The following is a 20,302-nucleotide window of genomic DNA, read 5'->3' as shown; positions in this document are numbered from 1 at the left end:
TGTTCCGGGTGCAGTTACCCGCTACCCGGGGGGCGTAAGGGCGCGGGGCGCGGTCCGGGTCCGCCCCGGGCGCGAGAGCCGTGCCCCCACCGTGGTGCGGTCTAGCGGGTGGCGGGGGCGGCGGGGCCGATGAGGCGGCAGGCCGTGGCCAGGTCGATCTTGACCTGGGCGATGGAGGCCCGTCCCGACAGCCAGGTGATCAGCGCGGAGTGCCAGGTGTGCTCGATGACGCGGACGGCCGAGAGCTGCTCGGAGGTGGGCGGGCCGGTCAGACCCATGGCGTCCAGGACGATCGCGGTGGTGAGCCGGGAGACGGTGTCGACCTCGGCGCTGACCGAGCGGTCGGCGAAGGTCAGGGCGCGCACCATGGCCTCGGCCAGGTGGGGGTCGCGCTGCATGGCGCGGAAGGCCCGCAGCAGGGTGCCGGCGACCCGCTCGGCGGGGTCGGCGCCGGTCGGCGGGCGCTTGCGCAGGGTCGCCTGCAGCTGGTCCAGCTGGTCGTGCATCACCGCGACCAGGAGGTGGATCTTTGAGGGGAAGTAGCGGTAGAGCGTGCCGAGGGCGACGCCGGCGTCCTCGGCGACCTCGCGCATCTGTACCGCCTCGAAGCCGCCGCGGGCGGCCAGGCGGGTGGTGGCGCGGAGGATCCGGTCGCGCCGGGCCTCCTGGCGGGCGGTCAGGGACGGGCCGGTGGTGCCCGGGGCCGCGGCGGCGGGGGACGGCGCGGGGGTCCCGGCCGGCCGTGCCGGCTTTGATTCCGTCGTCATGTGTCCCGTTCCATGGTGTCTTGTGACACTCCATCCAGCGGTGTCGGTGCGGCCCGGACGGCACAGCATGGCAGGGCCCGGGCCGTGGCGCGAATCACCCGGCGCCGCTCTTTCGGTCCTCTGACATCCCGGTAGATTCAAGCTTCCGACGACCCAGTCTGAAACTTGTTCTAGATTAGCGCGACCCGTTACGCTCCGGCGGAACAGCCAGCGAGAAGGAGGCCGGAGTGACCGCTGAGGCCACAGAGGCATCGGTCACACGAGTTGGCAGCAACCTCCTCGACGGGGGCGGGGCCGGCCCCGCCGGCGACCGGCCCCTGCGCATCGCGCTGCTCACCTACAAGGGCAACCCCTTCTGCGGCGGCCAGGGCGTCTACGTACGCCACCTCTCCCGCGAGCTCGCCCGCCTGGGCCACTCGGTCGAGGTCATCGGCGCCCAGCCCTACCCCGTCCTCGACGAGGGCGTCCCCCTCACCGAACTGCCCAGCCTCGACCTGTACCGGCAGCCCGACCCCTTCCGCACGCCGAAGCGGGAGGAGTACCGCGACTGGATCGACCTGCTGGAGGTCGGGCACATGTGGGCCGGGCGCTTCCCCGAGCCCCTGACCTTCTCCCTGCGCGCCCGCCGCCACCTCGCCGCCCGCCGCGGCGAGTTCGACGTCATCCACGACAACCAGACCCTGGGCTACGGGCTCCTGGGCGGCCCCGGCGTGCTCGGCGCCCCGCTGGTCACCACCGTCCACCACCCCATCACCGTCGACCGGCAGCTGGAGCTGGACGCCGCACCGAACCGCAAGCGCCGCGCCTCGGTGCGCCGCTGGTACGGCTTCACGCAGATGCAGAAACGTGTCGCCCGGCGGCTGCCGTCCGTGCTCACCGTCTCCGGCTCCTCCCGCCAGGAGATCGTCGACCACCTCGGCGTCCGCCCCGAGCGCGTCCACGTCGTGCACATCGGCGCCGACACCGGGCTGTTCTCCCCGGACCCGTCGGTCGCGGAGGTACCCGGTCGCATCGTCACCACCTCCAGCGCCGACGTCCCCCTCAAGGGACTCGTCCACCTCGTCGAGGCCCTCGCCGAGGTGCGCCGCGAACACCCCGACGCCCACCTCGTCGTCGTCGGCAAGCGCCCCGAGAAGGGCCCGGTGGCAGCGGCCGTACGGCGCCACGGGCTCGACGGCGCCATCGAATTCGTCAAGGGCATCAGCGACGCGGAGCTCGTCGACCTGGTCCGCTCGGCGCAGGTCGCCTGCGTCCCCTCCCTCTACGAGGGCTTCTCCCTGCCGGCCGCGGAGGCCATGGCCACCGGCACGCCGCTCGTGGCCACGACGGGCGGGGCCATACCCGAGGTCGCCGGCCCCGACGGCGAGACGTGCCTGGCGGTACCGCCGGGCGATGCGCAGGCGCTGGCCGCCGGGCTGAGCCGCATGTTGGGCGATGCGGAGCTGCGGCGGCGGCTGGGGGCCGCGGGGCGGGAGCGGGTGCTGGCGAAGTTCACGTGGCGCCAGGCGGCGATCGGGACGGTGGAGCACTATCGCAACGCCATGGCGCCGGCGTCCGCCGGCCGGGGTGCCTGATGCCGTCCCCCGCGTGCGGACCGTGGGTGGGTTTGTGCCCACCCGTCCCTCCCCCAGCTACCGCTGGGAGGGGCCCCCAGCGGGACGCCTGCCTACAAACCACCACGAGCGAAAGCGCAGTGCCTTGCTGACCGTTGACTTCTCCCGCTTCCCGCTCGCCGCCGGCGACCGCGTGCTCGACCTGGGCTGCGGCGCCGGCCGGCACGCCTTCGAGTGCTACCGGCGCGGTGCGCACGTCGTGGCCCTCGACCGCAACGGCGAGGAGATCCGCGAGGTCGCCAAGTGGTTCGCCGCCATGAAGGAGGCCGGCGAGGCCCCCGCCGGGGCCACGGCCACCGCCATGGAGGGCGACGCCCTCGCGCTGCCCTTCCCCGACGCCAGCTTCGACGTCGTCATCATCTCCGAGGTGATGGAGCACATCCCGGACGACAAGGGTGTGCTCGCCGAGATGGTGCGCGTCCTCAGGCCCGGCGGCCGGATAGCCATCACGGTGCCCCGCTACGGGCCGGAGAAGATCTGCTGGGCGCTCAGCGACGCGTACCACGAGGTCGAGGGCGGGCACATCCGCATCTACAAGGCCGACGAGCTGCTCGGCAAGATGGCGGAGGCCGGGCTCAAGCCGTACGGCACCCACCACGCCCACGGCCTGCACAGCCCGTACTGGTGGCTGAAGTGCGCCTTCGGCGTGGACAACGACAAGGCGCTGCCGGTGCGCGCGTACCACAAGCTGCTGGTCTGGGACATCATGAAGAAGCCCGCGGCCACCCGCGTCGCCGAGCAGCTGCTCAACCCCGTCATCGGCAAGAGCTTCGTCGCCTACGCCACCAAGCCCCACCTGCCGGCGGCCGCCGAATGACCGGCGCCGGCCGCATCGAACACCTCGCCCTGCCCGGCGTGCTCACCGCCGAGGAGGCGGCCCGCACCGCCGCCGGCATCGCCGCCGTGCAGCGCGCCGACGGGGCCATCCCGTGGTTCCGGGGCCACCACCTCGACCCGTGGGACCACGTCGAGGCCGCCATGGCCCTGGACGCGGCCGGCGAGCACGAGCGGGCCCGGGCCGCCTACCACTGGCTCGCCCGGCACCAGAACCCGGACGGCTCCTGGTACGCCGCGTACGCCGACGGCGCCGCCGACGAGCCCACCGATCGCGCCAAGGAGACGAACTTCGTCGCCTACGTCGCGGTGGGCGTCTGGCACCACTACCTGTCCACCGGCGACGACGCCTTCCTCGACGGCATGTGGCCCACCGTCTACGCGGCCGTCGAGTACGTCCTGACCTTCCAGCAGCCCGGCGGTCAGATCGGGTGGAAGGCCGAGGAGGACGGCAGCCGGCGCAGCGAGGCGCTGCTGACCGGCAGCTCCTCCATCCACCACGCGCTGCGCTGCGCGCTGGCCGTCGCCGAGCACCGCGAGGAGCCGCAGCCGGACTGGGAGCTGGCCCTGGGGCTGCTGGGGCACGCGATACGCCATCACCCGGAGCGGTTCCTGGACAAGAGCCACTACTCCATGGACTGGTACTACCCCGTGCTCGGCGGCGCCGTGACCGGTGTGGCCGCCAAGGAGCGCATCGAGGAGCGCTGGGACGACTTCGTGGTGCCGGGCCTCGGCGTGCGCTGCGTGGTGCCCAACCCCTGGGTGACCGGCGGCGAGAGCTGCGAGCTGGCGCTGGCCCTGTGGGCGATGGGGGAGTCCGACCGGGCCGTGGACATCCTGCGCTGGATCGGCCACCTGCGGGCCGAGGACGGCATGTACTGGACCGGTTACGTCTTCGAGGACGAGGCCGTCTGGCCGGAGGAGCTGACCACCTGGACGGCCGGTTCGCTGCTGCTGGCCGTGGCGGCGCTCGGCGGCGACGAGGCGACGACGGCGGTCTTCGGCGGCGAACGGCTGCCGGCGGGTCTGGAGCCGGAGTGCCCCTGCGGCATGGAATCGTAACCTCCGGTTCCGCTCCTGCGGTCAACGATCCAGCCCCACCGGGGGATTGTCGTACCCCGGCCCTACAGTGGCGCCATGACACTCTTCAGCCATGAGCGTTACTGTGCCGAGGTCCTGGAGCAGACCGCGCAGATGCGCGAGCTGCTGCGCGGCGCCGACCTCTCCGCCACCGTCCCCACCTGCCCCGACTGGACCCTCGCCCAGCTCGTGCTGCACGTCAGCAGCGCGCACCGGGGCGTCGCCGAGCGGGTGCGCGACCGGGTGACCGAGTTCGTCCTGCCCAAGGGCGACATCTCCGGCATCGAGGGCGCCGAGAAGTTCGACGCCGACTCCCTCGACCGCCACCTGGCCGAGGGCGCCGAGATGGTCGTCGAGGCCCTGCGCGAGGCCGGTCCGGACGCCGACGTGTGGACCTTCGGCCCGGAGCAGAAGTCCCGCTTCTGGGCCCGCCGCATGACGCACGAGACGGTGATGCACCGGGCCGACGTCGCCGCCACCGTCGCCGCCGAGTTCACCGTCGCCCCCGACATCGCCGCCGACTGCCTCGACGAGTGGCTGGACGCCATCACCTCACCCATGGCCAAAGCCTGGAAGGCGGCCCTCGGGGAGCTCACCGGCCCCGGCCGCACCCTCCACCTGCACGCCACGGACACCCCGGCCGAGCTGCAGGCCGAGTGGCTCATCGACGCCACGGGCGAGGAGGTGCAGTGGCGGCGGTCCCACGAGAAGGCGGCCGTCGCCGTGCGCGGCCCCATGACCGACCTTCTGGGCGTCTTCTACCGCCGGCTGCCCGCCGACACCGACCGGGTGGAGATCATCGGCGACCGCGCCGTGCTGGACCACTGGCTGGAGCGGACCGCCTTCTGATGTGATCGGCCCATGAGAGCGAGGCCGTTCCCGCGCCGCCGTGCGCTGTCCGCCGTCCTGGTGCTGCTGCTCGCCACCGCGTGCGGCGGCACCGGCGGCGGCCCCGCGGGTCCCCGGGCGGGCGCGGCCGGCGTGGGCGACCCGCTCTTCCCGGACCTGGGCAACGGCGGCTACGACGTCGGCCACTACGGCCTGACCCTCGACTACGACCCCGCCACGGGCCGGCTGCGCGGCACCGCCGTCATCACCGCCGACCCCCGCGAGGACCTCGCCTCCTTCAACCTCGACCTGAAGGGCCTGACCGTCCGCAGCGTGCGGGTCGGCGGCGAGGACGCCCGTACGACGCGCAAGGGCGGCGAGCTGACGGTCTTCCCGGCCAAGCCGCTGAAGAAGCACGCCGGCTTCCGGACGGTCGTCGTCTACGAGGGGAAGCCGCAGCAGATCACCGACCCGGACGGCTCCACCGAGGGCTGGATCGCCACCGACGGCGCCGCGGTGGGCCTGGGCGAGCCGGCCGGCTCGACGGCCTGGTTCCCCGGCAACCACCACCCCTCCGACAAGGCCACCTACGACATCACCGTCACCGTGCCCGAGGGCTTCACGGCCGTCGCCAACGGCGAGCTGACGTCCACCGAGCGCGGGCCCGGCGGCCGCACCGCCTTCACCTGGCACACCGGGCAGCAGATGGCGAGCTACCTGGCCACCGTCGCCGTGGGCCGGTTCTCCGTCACCACCGCCAGGACCCCGCACGGCCTGCCCGTGTACGTCGCGGCCGCCCCCGGGCAGGCCGACGCCGCGGCGCGCACCGCCGCCCTGCTGCCGCAGGTCCTCGACTGGGGCAGCCGCCTGTTCGGCCCGTACCCCTTCTCCTCCACCGGTGCGGTCGTCGACAACAACCCCGAGGTCGGCTACGCGCTGGAGACCCAGCCCAAACCGTACTTCCACGCCGCCCCCGAGGACCGGACCGTCGTGCACGAGGTGGCCCACCAGTGGTTCGGCAACTCCGTCACGCCCCGCACCTGGCGCGACATGTGGCTCAACGAGGGCTTCGCCACCTACGCCGAGTGGCTGTGGGAGGAGCAGCACGGCGGCCGCACCGCCCGGCAGATCTTCGCCGACTACTACAGCGGCAAGGACCCCCAGAGCCAGGGCATCTGGGCCTTCCCGCCCGACGCCCCCACCGCCCGCACCGTCTCCGACCCACCGGTCTACGGGCGCGGCGCGATGGTCCTGCACAAGCTGCGCGAGCGGCTCGGGGACCGCGCGTTCTTCGCCGTCCTGCAGCGCTGGACGCAGCTGTACCGCTACTCCAACGCCGGCACCGACGCCTTCGTCCACCTCGTCGAGAGCACGGCGGGCAAGAAGGAGGCCGACCAGGTCTTCGCCACCTGGCTGCACCAGGCCGGCAAGCCGGCCTCGCCCGGCGACTGAGCCGCGCCCGGCGCATCTTCGTCAGGCGCCACCACGGCGCCCCGTAGGGGCGCGGGGCAGCGCCGATTTGCGGCTGCCGCCGCGCCTGCGGGCCGTCGGTGGCCGATCGCGCCCACGCGGCGCAGCCGCAGATCGACACCGTCCCGCGCCCCTGACGGGCGCTGCACGGTCCGCGCCACCACGGCGCCCCGTCAGGGGCGCGGGGAACTGCGCGACAAGCCACAACGTGCCCGCAGGTGGGTGCCGCGCCGCCAAATCGGCACCGCCCCGCGCCTACGGGGCGCACCTAGCCGTTCAGCTCGGCCAGCACCGTCAAGGTCTGCTCGTCCCGCGCCGTCACCAGCAGGTCGGTCACCGGGCCGGCGCGCCATGTCTGCAGCCGTTCGGCGATCCGCTCGCGCGGGCCGACCAGCGAGATCTCGTCGGCGAAGGCGTCGGGCACCGCCTCGGCCGCCTCCTCCCGCCGCCCGGAGAGGAACAGCTGCTGCACGCGCCGCGCCTCCTTCTCGTACCCCATCCGGCCCATCAGGTCCGCATGGAAATTACGGGCCGCGTGCCCCATGCCCCCCACGTACAGCGCCAGCATCCGCTTCACCGGCCGCAGCCCCTCGGCCACGTCCGCGCACAGGTGCACCTGGGCCATCGGTGCCACCACGAAACCCTCGGGCCGGTTCGCCAGCGCTTCGGTGTACAGGTCGGTGCGCGTCGGCGACCAGTACAGCGGCAGCCAGCCGTCGGCGATGCGGACGGTCTGCGCCACGTTGCGCGGCCCCTCGGCTCCCAGCAGCACCGGCAGGCCCGTGCGCAGCGGGTGGGTCATCGACTTCAGTGAGCGGCCCAGCCCGGTGGCGCCCGGCCCGCGGTACGGCAGCGGGTGGTAGCGCCCGTCGAGCGCCACGGGGACCTCGCGGCGCAGCACCTGCCGGACCACGTCCACGTACTCCCGGGTCGCGGTCAGCGGGCTGTCCGGGAACGGCCGCCCGTACCAGCCCTCCACCACCTGCGGCCCCGACAGGCCCAGCCCCAGCAGGAGGCGGCCGCCCGAGAGGTGGTCCAGGGTCAGCGCGTGCATGGCCGTCGCGGCCGGTGAGCGGGCCGCCATCTGGGCCACGGCCGTGCCCAGACGGATCCGCCGGGTGTGGGCGGCGATCCAGGTCAGCGGGGTGAAGGCGTCCGACCCCCAGGACTCCGCGGTCCACACCGAGTGGTAGCCGAGCCGTTCGGCGTGCAGGGCGAGCTCCAGCTGGCGGGGCGCGGGCCGCCGGCCCCAGTAGCCGAGAGCGAGACCGAGCCGCATGCCGCCACCTCCCGTACCGGGACTGACCGGGCGTCAGGTGACTGTACGGGCGCGACCCGCCCCGGACAAGACGGCGGCCCGCCGGGAAGAACCCGGCGGGCCGTATCGGTCACATGCGGTGCGTCAGCCGCGCTGGATGCCCGAGGTGTCCTGCAGCAGGCCGCGACGGCCGTCCTGCGTCTGGGCCACCAGCGCCTGACCGCGCTGGTCCACCGCCAGGTACCAGGTGCCCGGCACCAGCTCGGAGACCTGCGTCGGCGAACCGTCCTCCGCGAACAGCGGACGCCCCACCGGCACCGCGAACCAGAACGGGGCGAACGGCTCGCCCCCGCCCGCCGCCGGCTGCGGCGCCTGGGCCTGGGCCTGCTGCGGCTGCTGCTGCACCGGCTGACCCGGCTGGGCCTGCGGGCCCGGCTGCGCGCCACCGTACGGCTGCGTCTGGTCCGGGGCACCGTACGGCGACGGGGCACCGGCACCCGGCATCCCGCCCTGGCCCGGGTAGCCGTAGCCCGCGGGCGCGCCCGGCGCGCCGTACGGCGCCGGCGTCGGCTGCGGGGTGCCCATCAGCGGCGCCTTCAGGGCCGGGGTGCGCGGGGTGAGCACCGCCACCGCCGCCAGCAGCAGGTTGGCGATGAGCGCCAGGATCTGGCCGACACCGGGCGAGAGCTCGATCTTGATCAGGGGGCCGGACACGCCCTCCGGGCCGCCCAGGATGGTCCACAGCGAGGACCACGCGGCGAACACGGCCAGCGCCGTGCCCCACTGGTCCAGGCTCAGACCCACGAGCTTGCGTCCCTCGGGCTGGAAGCGCGCGGCGACGATCAGGGCGGCGGCGATGATTCCGGCGAGGAAGATCGACGGCAGGACCGGGAAGAGCTGGGACTTCCAGCCGTTGGGGCCGGTCGGGCAGTCGCTCGCGCCGTGACAGTCGTAGGAGTGGAATTCGAGGAACGAGGCGATGAACAGCAACACCGCTGCTCCGATCACCCCGCCGTCGCCTCGAGTGAGGGAGCGGATGTTCACCTGGGATCCTTATGTCAGTGCTGTCAGTAATCGTCGCTGTCGCCGGTACGCGGGATGCCAAAGCGCGCGCGGGCGCGGGGGTGGCGGCCACCCATCGTACGGGGAGCGCCACCGCCGGGCCGTCCGGGCGTCCGCTTCGTATCACCCTCGTGACACGCGCATGGCCTCACCGCTCGTGCCTGCCGGTCCCTACCCGTGCAGGAAGTCCGTAATGCCGTCCGCGATGCCCTGCGCCGCCTTCTGGCGCCAGTCGGCATCGGTCAGCAGGGCCGCGTCCTGGGCGTCGCGCATGTTGCCGCATTCGATGAAGACCTTCGGAATCACCGAGAGGTTGAGGCCCCCGAGGTCACTGCGCGTGTCCAGGCCCGTGCCCTTGCCGATGTAGTTGGACGGCGCACTGCCCGTCGTCCGCACGAAGTTCCCCGCGATCCGCGCCCCCAGCTCCTTCGAGGGCCCCACGATCCGCGACGTGTCGGCGCGTCCGGCCTGCACCAGTGCGGGCAGGATCACATGGAAACCCCGGTCGCCCGGCCCCGCCCCGTCGGCATGGATCGACACGGCCGCATCACCGTGCGCCTTGTTGCCGATCTCCGCCCGCTCCGTCACGCACGGCCCGTACGGCCTGTCGCCGTCGTGCGTCAGCGTCACCGATGCGCCCCGCGAGAGCAGGATGTCCCGCAACCGGTGCGCCACGTCCAGGCTGAAGGTGGCCTCCGCGTAACCGGCGTTGGTCTCCGTGCCGGTCGTGTCGCACTCCTTGCGGCCGTTGCCCACGTCGACCTGACGGTTGATCTCGGCGGAGTGCTCCGCGTTGTGGATGTTGTGACCGGGGTCGACCACCACGACCTTCCCCCGCAGCGGACCGTCCTTCGCCGCCTGTGGCGCGGCGGACGACGGCTGGACGGACGGCGAGGGCGTCGGCGGGGCCGGGGCCGGGGCAGTGGTGGACGCCGCCGAGGTCGCGGGCGCCGGACGCGCGGGCGCCGACGCGGCCCCCGGGGGCCGCGCATCGGCGCCGGCACCGCCGCCACCGCCGCAGCCCGCCGCCCCGCCGGCCAGGAACACCACTGCCAGCCCCGCGACGAGACGCCGGGTCACCGAGGGAACGCTGCCTATGGACACGCGGGCGATGCTAGCGCCGCCGCTCAGATCCCGAGACCTGTACGCCGCAGTACGCGCAGCGAGCGCGTCACCGAGACCTCCGTGAACGCCCCGGACTCGAGCGCCCTGCGGTACACGCGGTACGGGGCCTGGCCGCCGTCCGCCGGATCCGGGAAGACGTCGTGGATCACCAGCAGGCCACCCGGCGCGACGTGCGGGGCCCAGCCCTCGTAGTCCGCGTTCGCATGCTCGTCCGTGTGCCCGCCGTCGATGAACACCAGCCCCAGCGGAGCCCCCCACAACGCCGCCACCTGCGGCGACCGGCCCACCATCGCCACCACGTGCTCCTCCAGCCCGGCCCGGTGCAGGGTCCGGCGGAAGACCGGCAGGGTGTCCATCCGGCCCACCTCGCCGTCCACGAGCGAGGCGTCGTGGTACTCCCAGCCCGGCTGCTGCTCCTCGCTGCCGCGGTGATGGTCGACGGTCACCGCGACGAGCCCCGCCGCACGGGCGGCGTCGGCCAGCAGGATCGTCGAACGCCCGCAGTACGTCCCGACCTCCAGCAACGGCAGCCCGAGCGCTCCGGCGTCCTCCGCGGCGGCGTACAGGGCGAGCCCCTCGTCGAGCGGCATGAACCCCTTGGCCGCCTCGAACGCGGCGACGACGGTGGGCTGCGGTGCCATGGGGTGTCCTCACTGTGCGGTGCCTTGTCGCGGCCCATGCTGCCGCACGCCCGCGCGGCGGGCTGCCGCGGGGTGGCTGCTGCCCGCAGGGCCCCCTACAGCCATCCGTTCTGGCGCGCGGCCCGCACCGCTTCCATCCGGTTGCGCGTCTGCGTCTTCCCGATCGCCGCCGACAAGTAATTGCGCACCGTCGCCGGCGACAAGTGCACCCGCGCCGCGATGTCGGCGACGGTCGCCCCGTCGACGGCCGCGCTGAGCACGTCGCGCTCCCGCTGCGTGAGCGGGTTGGGCCCGGCGCTGAGCGCCGCGGCGGCCAGTGCGGGGTCGATGACGCGTTCGCCGGCGAGGGCGCGGCGGATGGCCGCGGCGAGGTCCTCGACGGGTCCGTCCTTGACGAGGAAGCCGCAGGCGCCGGCTTCCATGGCCCGGCGCAGGTAGCCGGGCCGTCCGAAGGTGGTGAGTATCAAAACGCGGCACTGCGGCAGCCGTGCGCGCAGGTCGGCGGCGGCGTCGAGGCCGCTGCGGCCGGGGAGTTCGATGTCCAGGAGGGCGACGTCGGGTTGTTCGGCGAGGGCCTGGGGCAGGATGTCGTCGCCGTTGCCGACCTGGGCGACGATCTCCATGTCGTCCTCCAGGCCGAGCAGCAGTGCCAGCGCACCGCGCATCATGCCCTGGTCCTCGGCCAGCAGGATCTTCGTCCGCCGGTTGTGCTCGGTGCTCACGCGGCGCGTTCCTCCTCGTTGTCGTCCACCGGCAGTTCGGCCACGAGCCGGAATCCGCGTCGTCCGTCGGGGCCGGCGTTCAGGAAGCCGCCTGCTGCGGCGAGTCGTTCGGTCAGGCCCTTCAGACCGGTGCCGGGTGTGCCGGAGCCCGAGCCTACGCCGCACCCGTCGTCGCCGATCTCCAGATGGACGCGGTCGGTTTCGCCGCGTACTTCGATGGTGCAGTGGCCGGCGCCGCTGTGCCGGACGACGTTGGTGACGCCTTCGCGCACCACCCAGCCGAGCAGGGCCGCGGTCTGGGGCGGCAGGGGCGGGCCGGACTGGTTGATGGCGGTGGTGATGCCGGAGGCGTCGAGGAGGGAGCGGGCGCGGTCGAGCTCGGTGGTGAGGCTGCCTTCGCGGTAGCCGGTGACGGCCTCGCGGATCTCGGTGAGCGCCTGGCGGCCGACGGCTTCGATGTCGGCGGCCTGGCCCATGGCGGCGTCGAGGTCGCGGGGGCCGAGACGGCGTACGGCCTCGGCCTTGACGACGATGACGGACATGGTGTGGCCGAGCAGGTCGTGCAGGTCGCGGGAGAAGCGCAGGCGTTCGCGTTCGACCGCGGCGCGGGCGAGCTCCTCGCGGGTGGCGCGCAGTTCGGCGACGGTCTCGAAGAGCCGCAGCACGGCCGCCGTGACCAGGCCGGAGAGGACGGTTCCGTAGCCGGCGGCGACGGAGTTCTCCACGCTGCCGTGGAAGCCGGCGATGACCCCGGCCGACCCGGCGAAGCCGAGGACCGCGAAGCCGAGCATCCGCTCGCCGCGCAGCACGATGCCGGAGGCCAGGGAGAGGACCGGGAAGCACAGCAGCCAGTCGCCGCCGTAGCCGATCGTCAGGGCGTACGTGGTCAGGACCAGCCCGAGCAGCAGCAGTCGGGGCAGCGGCGTGCCCAGGCGCTTGCGGTCGAGGCCGTGGACGACGGCGCCGATGTAGAAGCCGGTGAACAGCACGACTCCGGCGCCGCCGAGCCAGGGCAGGGGCAACTCGCCGCGCACGAGGTCCTGGACGTCGCCGGAGATCATGAACAGCCACGGCAGGAAGGCGAACTTGCCCGGCGGTTTGTGCCGGGCGATGTCGTCGATGCCGCCGTGGGCGGTCACCCTCAGCCTCTTTCTCATGGCCGCATCGTAGGCAGGCGGCCCAGCGGCCCGGCAGGAGCGAATGTCGTGCGCCACCCGTGACATTTGTCTTCCCACGCCACCGACTTTGGGCTATACATGAGGGCCGTTGAATAGAACGCGTTCTAGTCCACCGGCTCTGCTTCGTTGCGTTCGAGACGGCGATAGGAGTACCGCCTCCATGCCCATCGACCCCGCCCAGGCCCTCGCCGCCGCCCCCCGCACCGCCACCCTGGCCTGGGACCACAAGGACGTCCTGCTCTACCACCTGGGCATCGGCGCCGGCACCCCGGCCACCGACCCCCGGGAACTGCGCTACACCCTGGAGAGCCGGCTCCATGTGCTGCCCTCCTTCGCGACCGTCGCCGGCGGCGGTCGCGCGGTTGCCGGCGGGCTCGACTGGCCGGGCGTCGACGTCGACCTCGCCGCGGTGCTGCACGGCGGGCAGACCGTCACCGTCCACCGGCCCCTGCCCGTACGGGCGCAGCGGGCGACGCAGACCGCGCGCGTGCGCGCCGTCCACGACAAGGGCAAGGCCGCCGTCATCGTGCTGTCCTCCGACGTCGCCGACGAGACCGGCCCGCTGTGGACCAGCACCAGCGAGATCTTCGTCAAGGGCGAGGGCGGCTTCGGCGGCGAACGCGGCACCACCGCCCGCCTGCAGACCCCGGCCACCGCCCCCGACCTGACCGCCGAGCGGCCCACCCGCGAGGACCAGGCCCTGCTCTACCGCCTGTCCGGCGACTGGAACCCGCTGCACGCCGACCCCGAGTTCGCCAAGCTGGCCGGCTACGACAGGCCGATCCTGCACGGGCTGTGCTCCTACGGCATCGTCCTCAAGGCCGTCGTCGACACCGCGCTCGACGGCGACGTCGGCCGCGTGCGCTCCTACGCCACCCGCTTCGCCGGCGTCGTCCTGCCCGGCGAGACCCTGCGCGTGCGCATGTGGCGCGATGCACCCGGCCCCGGACGTATCCAGGTCACCGCCACCGCCGTCGAGCGCGACGACGCGCCCGTGCTGACGGACACGGTCGTCGAGCACTCCTGAGGTCTGTCTCCTCGTCCCGTGAAGGGAGCTCTCCCATGCGCGCCGCCGTACAGCACAAGACCGGGCAGGACCGCCTGGAAGTCCTCGACGACGTCGAGGCCACCGGCTTCGGCCCCGGCAAGGTCAGGATCCGCGTCCGCGCCGCCGGACTGTGCCACTCCGACCTGTCCGCCATGTCCGGCGTCCTGCCGCAGCACGCCCCGTTCGTCCCCGGCCACGAGGGCGCCGGCGACGTCCTCGCGGTCGGCGACGGCGTCACCCATGTGCAGCCCGGCGACCGGGTGCTCATCTGCTGGCTGCCCGCCTGCGGCACCTGCCCCGCCTGCCGGCGCGGCCAGAGCCAGCTGTGCCTGAAGGGCCTCGCCGAGGGTGCCGCCCCCAACTTCCGCCACGGCACCACCGACCTGTACGGCTTCGCCGGCACCGGAACCTTCGCCGAGGAACTCGTCGTCGGCGCCCGCTGCGCCGTACCCGTGCCCGACGACGTGCCCTACGAGATCGCTGCCCTCATCGGCTGCGGCGTCACCACCGGTCTGGGCGCCGCCCTCAACACCGCACAGGTCACGGCCGGCTCCTCGGTCGCCGTCATCGGCTGCGGCGGCGTCGGCATCAGCGCCGTCCAGGGCGCCCGCGTCGCCGGTGCCGCCCAGATCGTCGCCGTCGATCCCGTCGAGTCGCGCCGCGACGCGGCCCTGCGCCTGGGCGCCACCGAGGCCGTCGCCCCCGAGGGCCTGCGCGACGCCGCCGCCCGCATCACCGGCGGCGAGGGCTTCGACTACGTCTTCGAGGTCGTCGGCAAGGCCGCCACCGCCCGCACCGCCTACGACGCCACCCGGCGCGGCGGCACGCTGTGCGTGGTGGGGGCCGGCGCCATGGACGACCACTTCTCCCTCAACATGTTCGAGCTGTTCTTCGACGAGAAGAAGATCCTGCCCTCCCTGTACGGCGGCGGGGACGTCCTGCGCTCCTACGAACGCGCCATCGCCCTGTGGCGCGCCGGCCGCGTCGACCTCGAAGGCCTCATCACCCACCGCGTCCCCCTCGCCCGCGTCAACGACGCCCTCGACCAGATGCGCAGCGGCGAGGCCCTGCGCACGTGGGTGATGCTGTGAGCGCCGCTCTCGAAGGAAGGACCGCGATCGTCACCGGCGCCGGCCGCGGCCTCGGCCGGGCCGAGGCCCTCGAACTCGCCCGCCACGGCGCGAACGTCGTCGTCAACGACCTCGGCAGCCCCGGCCGCGACGGCACCGGCGCACCCTCGCCCGGCCCGGCCCACGCCGTCGTCGAGGAGATCCGCGCGGCCGGCGGGCAGGCCGTGGCCCACACGGGCGACGTCTGCGACTACGACACGGCGCGCGAGTTGGTGGAACTGGCCGTCGGGACGTACGGCTGCCTGGACGTCCTCGTCAACAACGCCGGCATCCTGCGCGACCGCATGGTCTTCTCCATGACCGAGGAGGAATGGGACTCCGTCCTGCGCGTCCACCTCAAGGGCCACTTCACCACGGTGCGCTTCGCGGCGGCGTACTGGAGGGAGCGCTCCAAGGCCGCGGGCGGCCCCGTATACGGGCGGATCGTCAACACGTCGTCGGAGGCGTTCCTGGCGGGCTCGGCGGGTCAGCCGAACTACGTGGCGGCCAAGGGCGGCATCATCGGCCTGACGACCTCGACGGCGGCGGCCCTGCGGAAGTACGGCGTGACGGCGAACGCGATCTGCCCCCGGGCCCGCACCCGCATGACGGAGGACCTCTTCGGCGCAGCCGCCCCCGGCGGGGGCCTCGACCCCCTGGCCCCCGAGCACGTGGCCCCCCTGGTCGCCTACCTGTCCTCACCGGCGGCGGCGACGGTGACGGGCCAGGTGTTCGTGGTGCACGGCGGCATGGTGGCGGTGATGGAACGCCCTCGGGTGGCAGCAACCTTCGAGACGAAGGCGGACGCCTTCACGGTCGAGGAACTCGACGGCTTGCTGTCCCCCTACTACGCGGGGCGCGACCCGGGCGAGGGCTTCGCGGCACCGGAGGTGCTGGGGTTGCGGCGGGGTGGGTGAGTGCGGCGGCGGTCGCACTTCCATGAGGACGGCCCAGCCACCGGCGTGACGGCTGGGCAGTCCGTCACCCCAGAGACTTCTCGATCGCTTCGAAGATGCCGATGTCCGTTTTCTGCTGCCATTCCGGCAGGTCCGGCCAGTCGGCCACGTAGGCCGCTTTGGGGTCCTCGAAGTGCTTGTACATCTGGGCCGTCCAGCAAGTGGCCACGAAACGGCCCTTCTGTTCGGCGGTCAGACGCGCGGCATGTCCGCTGCTGACCTCGACGAGCTGTCGTACCTGCTGGTAGACGGCCTCAGCTGCTTCGCGTTCCCATTGCGGCGTGTCGTCCCATGGGGTGACGTAACTGGACTTCGGCTCACCAGGGAAGTGCTCGTGGACGCCGCTGATCCATGCTTCGCGGAACAGACGTGCGCCGTCGACGTTCGTCACGCCAACCCCTCTCGTTACGCCTTCAGCAGTGCGACGATCTCCGCTTCGAGCCCGGCGACCCGGTGATCGCGACTGAGTGAACCGAAGCCCTCTCGGAGAGCTCGCAGTCTACGGGCGACGTAACCGGATGAGGACTCACGAGCCAGGCGAAGCGCCTGCTGTCCGAAGTGGATGACCTGCTCAGGATCCCGGCGCTTTACTCCGACGGCCGCAAGGTCGACCAGGACCGCTCCACGACGACGGAAGGAGCGGCCTGCCGCCAGCCCTTCCTGCCGCAGGGCCCGGTTGAGCGTCTCCTCGGCCAGATCGAGTCGGCCCAGCTGTACGTACCGAGCGCCCCGTTCTTCGGCAAGACGTGACCCGTCGAACCGCAACCACCCACCGTTATGGCTGTCCTCGTCGAGATCGCGTACCTTCTCGGCTTCGTCGAGAGCATGCTCACACCTGTCGAAGTCGCCCAGCCCGGCGTAGGCCTCGGCCTGAACAGCGGCCACCCAGTGGCGTGTCGAGAGGCGAGTGTCCCCCCTTCGAGCGACACGCTCGGCCGCCTTGAGGGTCTCTGCAGCTTCCTTGTGACGCCCCTCGTGGAGGTCGATGTACGCCTGCCGGGTAAGAGCGCAGGCCCACAAGTCGAACGAGGCGGCGTCCTTGCTCGCGGAAGCAGCCAAGGTGTAGGAGGCCGCCGCGTCGGTGTAGCGGTTGGCGTCGAAGGCAAGCTCGCCAGCCAACTGGAAGAGGTTGCCAGCGGCTTTGCACAATGAGCGGACGTCCTGTCCGGACGTCCCCGACAGTGCCTCGTTCAGTGCGGCTAGTTGGTCACGGACGACGGGGTGGATCGACTCCTTGCTCCGGGCCAGCTGGTAGACCTGCCAGAGGCATGCGTTCATGTGCTCGAAGTCGATGACGGGCGGTTGCCCCTCCAGGCCAATTGCCTCTTCCGCCTCATGCAGGGGAAAGGCGGCCAAGGCGCCGGTGACGGCTATCACGCGGAGGAATTCGCGTCGGATCATGTCATCAATCTCCCCCGAGCCGGAGGGACCGTGTAACGACGGCCCTGGGCAGTGCCCTGCGGGAACCGACGGCTTCGAGGGCTCCGCAGCTTCTTCGAGCAGGACGTCGAGCTCGGCAAGGCCGATGCGGAGGGATTCGGCGTACCGCCGCCGCAAGGCGGGCTGCATCTCGTGTTTACCGCTTTCCCAGCGGCCGATCGTGGTCCGGTCGACGCCCAAGAGGTGCGCAAGGCTCTCCTGGCTGTAACCCAACGCCTTCCGTCGCTCGGCCAGGCCCACAGCCGCCCCTTTCCCGCTGTCTGCACGGCAGTGCATCAAGAGTGCCGCACCGATGCTGTGGAGGAGACGGCTCGGCAGCGGTTCCCTTGGTGTTGTCCAGCCTCGGTCCAGGGTTCCCTGGAACCAGAAGTCACCCCGAAAGGTGATGCGAGTGATTACCCACGCTTCGCCGCAGGAGCAGTACGACCTGCAGCACGACAGCCTCAACGAGCGGTTCGTCCTGCCCATCAAGGTGCACCACCTGGACGGCAGGATCGAGTGCATTCCCCTGCGGTTCACCTACGACGAGATGGCGGTTCACGCGATCCAGGCCGAACAGAAGTACCAGGAAGCACGGGAGGTCTGCACGTGAAGACGGTCAGGAGCGATGTCGTCCCGAAGGGGAGGAAGCCGTGCTGCTGCCCCCTCCGATGAGCACGCCCCTCACGTACCGCGCGTCACGGCCTCACGAAGGGACTCCCACCATGGCACAGCCCGACTTCGCGTTCGTCAGCACGGCCGCCTGCCGGGACAGCAAGGTCAACAACTGCCCGCAGATCGCCACCAACGTGCCGGGGGTGGTCGCGGTGCGTGACAGTGAGCGGCCGGAGGTCGTCGTCACGATGACGTCCGCGCAGTGGACCGACCTGGCGGCCGCCGTGAAGGCCGGAGAGTGCGACCTGAGCCCCTGAAAGCAGGCCCCGTGGAGAAGTGCCCGCGTTGCGAGGCCGCGTGTCCAACCGACCCTGAGAACGGGTTGCCCTGGTGCGCACAATGCGGCGAGTACTCCGGGCTCTCGCTGCCCGGGTGCCGGGGCCTGTGGTGGCAGCGCCGGCGTGCCACGCGGGCCCCATTCCGGCCGCGTGAGCACTGAAGGAGCGAAGAGGGAAGGCCCTCCGGTCTGCGCATGCGCAGACCGGAGGGCCTTCCCTCGGATGATGGGGCGGACGAGTCGGCCTGTACGCCGGGTTCTGTCTCCCGGGGGCCTTGCGGCCGCCGGGGAGGCGGTCATCCATCTAGGCCTGCCGTTGCCGACAGGCTCGTGCGGTCTACCCGCGGACTCGGGCGGGCAGCCCTCGAACGTCCGCGCAGGGCCGCCGTGGCGGCCCCTCTTGACCTTGCTCCGGGTGGGGTTTACCGAGCCGTCCGGGTCACCCCGGACGCTGGTGGTCTCTTACACCACCGTTTCACCCTTACCGAGGGCACGAGGCCCCCGGCGGTCTGTTTTCTGTGGCACTGTCCCGCGGGTCACCCCGGGTGGGTGTTACCCACCACCCTGCCGTGTGGAGCCCGGACGTTCCTCGGAGGATCCTTCGATCCCCCGCGACCGCCCGGCCGGCTCGTCCGCCGTGCCGACCATGGTACCGGCCGCTCACACCGGGGCGAACCCGGCCTTGGCCCTGCCCGGGTCGGCGGCGGTCACGCGGACGCGCAGCCGGCGGCCGAGGGCCAGTGGGGGGCCGTCGGCGGGGCCCTCGACGCGGCCGACGACGGCCGGGTCGTAGAGGTGGACGGTGCCGGCCGTGGGGCGGGAGGGGACGACGTCGACGACGTACGCGTCGAAGATCTCCCCGATGCGGTCGCGCAGCAGTGCGGCCTCCACCAGGTCCACGCATTCGCGCTCCGCCTCCGCCGCCCGCCGGGCGCCGTGCTCCATTTCCGCGGGCAGCGCCTCCAGCGCGGCGCGCACCCACTCGGGGGGTGCGCTGCCGGCCGCGGCGGCGAGGACCAGTTCGTTGGCGTAGCGGTCGGCGAGGCGGCGCAGGGGTGCGGTGCAGTGGGTGTACGGGGCGGCGACCGCGGCGTGGACCGGGTCGGCGGGGCGCGGCAGCGCCGCCGGGCGGTCGCGGTCGAAGACCGCGTACCCGGCGCCGCGCAGCAGCGCGGTGCACTCCTGCAGGAAGGCCGCGTGCTGGCTGTCGGCGGGGTCGAGGGCCCGTACGAGGACGGCGTACGGCATCTCCTGCGGCCACGGCACCCCGAGCGAGCGGGCCACGCGGCGCAGCCGGTCGACGGCGTCGGGCGGGGCGGCCGGCAGGGTGCGCAGGATGCCGGTGCCCGCGTCGAGCATCAGGCGGGCGGCGGCCATGCCGGTCATGAGGGACAGCTGGGCGTTCCAGCCCTCCACGGGCAGCGGGGCGCGGTACTCCAGCGCGTACCGTCCGTCCCCGCGCCGCACGACCACTTGTTCGGGCACGTGCAGGGATATGCCGCCGCGTTCGCGTTCGAGCTGCTCGCGCAGTTCGCCGATCTCCCGGAGCAGCCGCAGCGGCTCCTCGGCCGTGCCGGAGGCGAGCCGGCGCTGGACGCCCGCGTAGTCCAGGCGGGCCCGGCTGCGCACGGTGGCGCGGCGTACGTCCGTTGCGGTCGGGCGGCCGTCGGCGTCGAGGTCCAGCCGCCACAGCACGGCGGGGCGGTCGTGGTCGGGCAGCAGGCTGGCGGCGTCCTCGCCCAGGACCTCGGGGTGCAGCGGAATGCGCACGTCCGGGTAGTACAGCGTCAGGACGCGCGCATGGGCCTCGGCGTCCAGCGCGCCGCCGGGCCGGACGAAGGCGGCCACGTCGGCGACGGCGTAGTGGACGCGGTAGCCGCCACCGGGCCGGCGGGCCAGGAACATCGCCTGGTCGAGATCCTTCGAGCCGGGCGGGTCGATCGTGAAGAGCGGTACGTCCCTCGCGTCGTGCACGGGCCTCGCCGGCCGCCGGGCCGCCTGCACGGCCTCCTGCAGCACGGCGGGCGGGAAGGCCTCGGGGACGGCCGTGCGGGCCCGCAGCTCGTGCAGGGCGGACAGCAGCGGGCCGTGCTCCCTGTCCGTCACGGCCAGCGGGCGGCGGGGCATGGCACCGAGCCTAGGCACGCGGCGGGCAGCCGGCACGGCGAGTGCGGCGTACGGCGTCAGGGGCGTGCTGGTGTGGGGGTGCGACGGCGTTAGGGTGCACACGGCTGACCGAC

20 protein-coding genes and 1 other RNA gene are annotated in these 20,302 nt (G+C 72.9%); 10 read left to right on the top strand and 11 right to left on the bottom strand.

Features of this window, described 5'->3' with window-relative positions; genetic code table 11:
- Window positions 1–101: 101 nt before the first annotated feature.
- The gene (locus tag AB0K17_RS16270; protein ID WP_365965407.1) at window positions 102–767 is read right to left on the bottom strand and encodes a TetR family transcriptional regulator; all 666 of its coding nucleotides are present in this window, start codon (window positions 765–767) and stop codon (window positions 102–104) included.
- Between the two features lie 317 nt (window positions 768–1,084).
- On the opposite strand from AB0K17_RS16270, the gene AB0K17_RS16265 reads away from it, so the two are divergent.
- The 5 genes from AB0K17_RS16265 to AB0K17_RS16245 all read left to right on the top strand — a co-directional run bounded on the left by AB0K17_RS16265 (window position 1,085) and on the right by AB0K17_RS16245 (window position 6,574).
- Entirely contained in the window at window positions 1,085–2,341 is a 1,257-nt protein-coding gene (locus AB0K17_RS16265) for a glycosyltransferase family 4 protein (RefSeq protein ID WP_365983311.1), read from the top strand.
- A gap of 124 nt (window positions 2,342–2,465) precedes the next feature.
- The gene (locus tag AB0K17_RS16260; RefSeq protein ID WP_365965408.1) at window positions 2,466–3,197 is read left to right on the top strand and encodes a class I SAM-dependent methyltransferase; all 732 of its coding nucleotides are present in this window, start codon (window positions 2,466–2,468) and stop codon (window positions 3,195–3,197) included.
- On the top strand, window positions 3,194–4,276 hold the full coding sequence (locus tag AB0K17_RS16255; protein ID WP_365983296.1) for a prenyltransferase: 1,083 nt from the start codon (window positions 3,194–3,196) through the stop codon (window positions 4,274–4,276). The genes AB0K17_RS16260 and AB0K17_RS16255 overlap by 4 nt, the downstream gene beginning before the upstream one ends.
- A 75-nt stretch (window positions 4,277–4,351) precedes the next feature.
- Window positions 4,352–5,143 carry a maleylpyruvate isomerase family mycothiol-dependent enzyme gene (locus AB0K17_RS16250; protein ID WP_365983295.1) on the top strand — a complete coding sequence of 264 codons (792 nt, stop codon included), beginning with the start codon at window positions 4,352–4,354 and terminating at the stop codon, window positions 5,141–5,143.
- Window positions 5,144–5,155: 12 nt separating this feature from the next.
- Entirely contained in the window at window positions 5,156–6,574 is a 1,419-nt protein-coding gene (locus AB0K17_RS16245) for a M1 family metallopeptidase (protein ID WP_365965411.1), read from the top strand.
- Window positions 6,575–6,860: 286 nt separating this feature from the next.
- On the opposite strand, the gene AB0K17_RS16240 is transcribed toward AB0K17_RS16245, so the two are convergent.
- From AB0K17_RS16240 to AB0K17_RS16215, 6 genes are all read right to left on the bottom strand, one after another.
- Window positions 6,861–7,871, bottom strand: coding sequence for an LLM class F420-dependent oxidoreductase (locus tag AB0K17_RS16240; RefSeq protein ID WP_365983294.1), 1,011 nt, complete (start codon window positions 7,869–7,871; stop codon window positions 6,861–6,863).
- A 123-nt stretch (window positions 7,872–7,994) separates the two neighbouring features.
- The gene (locus tag AB0K17_RS16235; protein WP_365983293.1) at window positions 7,995–8,894 is read right to left on the bottom strand and encodes a hypothetical protein; all 900 of its coding nucleotides are present in this window, start codon (window positions 8,892–8,894) and stop codon (window positions 7,995–7,997) included.
- A gap of 189 nt (window positions 8,895–9,083) precedes the next feature.
- Entirely contained in the window at window positions 9,084–9,992 is a 909-nt protein-coding gene (locus AB0K17_RS16230) for an N-acetylmuramoyl-L-alanine amidase (protein ID WP_365983310.1), read from the bottom strand.
- A gap of 47 nt (window positions 9,993–10,039) precedes the next feature.
- Window positions 10,040–10,678, bottom strand: a complete 639-nt coding sequence (locus AB0K17_RS16225) for a class I SAM-dependent methyltransferase (RefSeq protein WP_365965414.1) — start codon at window positions 10,676–10,678, stop codon at window positions 10,040–10,042.
- A gap of 95 nt (window positions 10,679–10,773) precedes the next feature.
- On the bottom strand, window positions 10,774–11,400 hold the full coding sequence (locus AB0K17_RS16220; RefSeq protein ID WP_365965415.1) for a response regulator transcription factor: 627 nt from the start codon (window positions 11,398–11,400) through the stop codon (window positions 10,774–10,776).
- Window positions 11,397–12,557 (bottom strand): histidine kinase, encoded by a 1,161-nt coding sequence (locus AB0K17_RS16215; RefSeq protein WP_365983292.1) that lies wholly within the window; start codon window positions 12,555–12,557, stop codon window positions 11,397–11,399. Before AB0K17_RS16215 ends, AB0K17_RS16220 begins: the two co-directional genes overlap by 4 nt.
- 181 nt (window positions 12,558–12,738) lie before the next feature.
- Between AB0K17_RS16215 and AB0K17_RS16210 the strand changes: the two genes are divergently transcribed.
- From AB0K17_RS16210 to AB0K17_RS16200, 3 genes are read left to right on the top strand one after another with little or no spacing between them, the layout of a single operon-like run.
- A complete protein-coding gene (locus AB0K17_RS16210) occupies window positions 12,739–13,605 on the top strand; it encodes a MaoC/PaaZ C-terminal domain-containing protein (protein WP_365983291.1) in 867 nt (288 codons plus the stop codon).
- 35 nt (window positions 13,606–13,640) lie between these two features.
- Window positions 13,641–14,717: a Zn-dependent alcohol dehydrogenase gene (locus AB0K17_RS16205; RefSeq protein ID WP_365983290.1), complete on the top strand. Its 1,077-nt coding sequence runs from the start codon at window positions 13,641–13,643 to the stop codon at window positions 14,715–14,717.
- Window positions 14,714–15,652 carry a 3-oxoacyl-ACP reductase gene (locus AB0K17_RS16200; RefSeq protein ID WP_365983289.1) on the top strand — a complete coding sequence of 313 codons (939 nt, stop codon included), beginning with the start codon at window positions 14,714–14,716 and terminating at the stop codon, window positions 15,650–15,652. Before AB0K17_RS16205 ends, AB0K17_RS16200 begins: the two co-directional genes overlap by 4 nt.
- Window positions 15,653–15,716: 64 nt before the next feature.
- On the opposite strand, the gene AB0K17_RS16195 is transcribed toward AB0K17_RS16200, so the two are convergent.
- Window positions 15,717–16,082, bottom strand: a complete 366-nt coding sequence (locus AB0K17_RS16195) for a hypothetical protein (RefSeq protein WP_365965420.1) — start codon at window positions 16,080–16,082, stop codon at window positions 15,717–15,719.
- A gap of 14 nt (window positions 16,083–16,096) precedes the next feature.
- Complete coding sequence (locus tag AB0K17_RS16190; protein WP_365965421.1) at window positions 16,097–17,371, bottom strand: helix-turn-helix domain-containing protein; 1,275 nt, start codon at window positions 17,369–17,371, stop codon at window positions 16,097–16,099.
- A 151-nt stretch (window positions 17,372–17,522) separates the two neighbouring features.
- On the opposite strand from AB0K17_RS16190, the gene AB0K17_RS16185 reads away from it, so the two are divergent.
- The gene (locus AB0K17_RS16185) at window positions 17,523–17,723 is read left to right on the top strand and encodes a hypothetical protein (RefSeq protein WP_365965422.1); all 201 of its coding nucleotides are present in this window, start codon (window positions 17,523–17,525) and stop codon (window positions 17,721–17,723) included.
- 112 nt (window positions 17,724–17,835) lie between these two features.
- Window positions 17,836–18,042, top strand: coding sequence for a DUF397 domain-containing protein (locus tag AB0K17_RS16180; RefSeq protein WP_365983288.1), 207 nt, complete (start codon window positions 17,836–17,838; stop codon window positions 18,040–18,042).
- Window positions 18,043–18,294: 252 nt separating this feature from the next.
- On the opposite strand, the gene rnpB is transcribed toward AB0K17_RS16180, so the two are convergent.
- Together rnpB and AB0K17_RS16170 are read right to left on the bottom strand one after the other, a co-directional pair.
- Window positions 18,295–18,693: RNase P RNA component class A (rnpB, locus tag AB0K17_RS16175), an RNA gene on the bottom strand.
- A gap of 29 nt (window positions 18,694–18,722) precedes the next feature.
- Window positions 18,723–20,189, bottom strand: coding sequence for an RNB domain-containing ribonuclease (locus AB0K17_RS16170; RefSeq protein ID WP_365983287.1), 1,467 nt, complete (start codon window positions 20,187–20,189; stop codon window positions 18,723–18,725).
- Between the last annotated feature and the right edge of the window lie 113 nt (window positions 20,190–20,302).

Origin of the sequence: Streptomyces sp. NPDC049585 (assembly GCF_040675615.1) — a bacterium.
In the GTDB taxonomy this organism is placed as follows: domain Bacteria; phylum Actinomycetota; class Actinomycetes; order Streptomycetales; family Streptomycetaceae; genus Streptomyces; species Streptomyces luteosporeus.
The sequence above is the reverse complement of the archived record's forward strand: the minus strand, read 5'-3'. Positions and strand labels throughout refer to the sequence as shown.

Coding starts and splice junctions, on each gene's coding strand:
- AB0K17_RS16250 (WP_365983295.1), top strand. CDS start 4,352: ATGACACTCTTCAGCCATGAGCGTTACTGTGCCGAGGTCCTGGAGCAG.
- AB0K17_RS16270 (WP_365965407.1), bottom strand. CDS start 767: ATGACGACGGAATCAAAGCCGGCACGGCCGGCCGGGACCCCCGCGCCG.
- AB0K17_RS16215 (WP_365983292.1), bottom strand. CDS start 12,557: ATGAGAAAGAGGCTGAGGGTGACCGCCCACGGCGGCATCGACGACATC.
- AB0K17_RS16255 (WP_365983296.1), top strand. CDS start 3,194: ATGACCGGCGCCGGCCGCATCGAACACCTCGCCCTGCCCGGCGTGCTC.
- AB0K17_RS16180 (WP_365983288.1), top strand. CDS start 17,836: ATGGCACAGCCCGACTTCGCGTTCGTCAGCACGGCCGCCTGCCGGGAC.
- AB0K17_RS16225 (WP_365965414.1), bottom strand. CDS start 10,678: ATGGCACCGCAGCCCACCGTCGTCGCCGCGTTCGAGGCGGCCAAGGGG.
- AB0K17_RS16240 (WP_365983294.1), bottom strand. CDS start 7,871: ATGCGGCTCGGTCTCGCTCTCGGCTACTGGGGCCGGCGGCCCGCGCCC.
- AB0K17_RS16210 (WP_365983291.1), top strand. CDS start 12,739: ATGCCCATCGACCCCGCCCAGGCCCTCGCCGCCGCCCCCCGCACCGCC.
- AB0K17_RS16245 (WP_365965411.1), top strand. CDS start 5,156: ATGAGAGCGAGGCCGTTCCCGCGCCGCCGTGCGCTGTCCGCCGTCCTG.
- AB0K17_RS16205 (WP_365983290.1), top strand. CDS start 13,641: ATGCGCGCCGCCGTACAGCACAAGACCGGGCAGGACCGCCTGGAAGTC.
- AB0K17_RS16170 (WP_365983287.1), bottom strand. CDS start 20,189: ATGCCCCGCCGCCCGCTGGCCGTGACGGACAGGGAGCACGGCCCGCTG.